This is a genomic window from Nonomuraea lactucae, assembly GCF_003313395.1.
In the GTDB taxonomy this organism is placed as follows: domain Bacteria; phylum Actinomycetota; class Actinomycetes; order Streptosporangiales; family Streptosporangiaceae; genus Nonomuraea; species Nonomuraea lactucae.
In genome coordinates, this window is record NZ_QNFZ01000362.1 from 1 (window position 1) to 775 (window position 775).

1 protein-coding gene is annotated in these 775 nt (G+C 78.7%); it reads left to right on the forward strand.

Annotated features, from left to right (window positions below; translation table 11 throughout):
* Nucleotides 1–775, forward strand: a 775-nt coding sequence (locus tag DQW85_RS21965) for a P-type ATPase actuator domain-containing protein (protein WP_338043403.1), incomplete at both ends; no start/stop codon positions are given.

The following is a 775-nucleotide window of genomic DNA, read 5'->3' on the forward strand; positions in this document are numbered from 1 at the left end:
CGCGCTGCGGCGCGCCCACCTGGTGTCCGACTGCACGTCCGTGGTCGCCCTGGCGACGGGGGAGTGGACGGGGCGCCGCGCCGGGCGGGTGCCGCCGCCGATCCCCGCCGACCACACGCCGTGGCACGCGATGTCCGCCCGGGACGTGTTGGCGGCCCTCCGCACGTCACCCCACGGGCTGACCGAGGCGGAGGCCCGCCATCGCAGGGCCGCCCCAGCGGCGGCTCCGCCAGGTCCCGGGTCGCTGGTCCATGCCTGCGCGAGCGACCTGGCCAACCCGCTGACCCCTGTCCTCGCCGCGGGCGCGGGCCTGTCGGCCGCCGTCGGCTCGGTGCTGGACGCCGCGCTGATCAGCGGCGTGATGGTCGTGGGCGCGGTGCTCGGCGGCGCCCAGCAGTGGGGCGCCGACCGCGCCCTGCACCGCCTCACGCGGGTCACCGCCACCCGGGTACGGCTGCGCCGTCCCGGCGGCGGCGTGGCGGGCGTGGCCGACGACCTGGTGCTCGGGGACGTGGTCGAACTGCGGGCGGGCGACTCCGTACCGGCGGACGGGAGGCTGATCCAGGCGGCCGGCCTCGAGGTGGACGAGTCCACTCTCACCGGCGAGTCCCAGCTCGTGCCCAAGACCGAGGAGCCGACGGCGGCGGCGGCCGTCGCGGACCGCGCCTCGATGGTGTACCAGGGGACGACGGTGGCGGCCGGGCACGGGCTGGCCGTGGTCGTGGCGACCGGGGAGGCCACCGAGTCGGGCCGGACCGCCAGGCTGGCGGCGGCC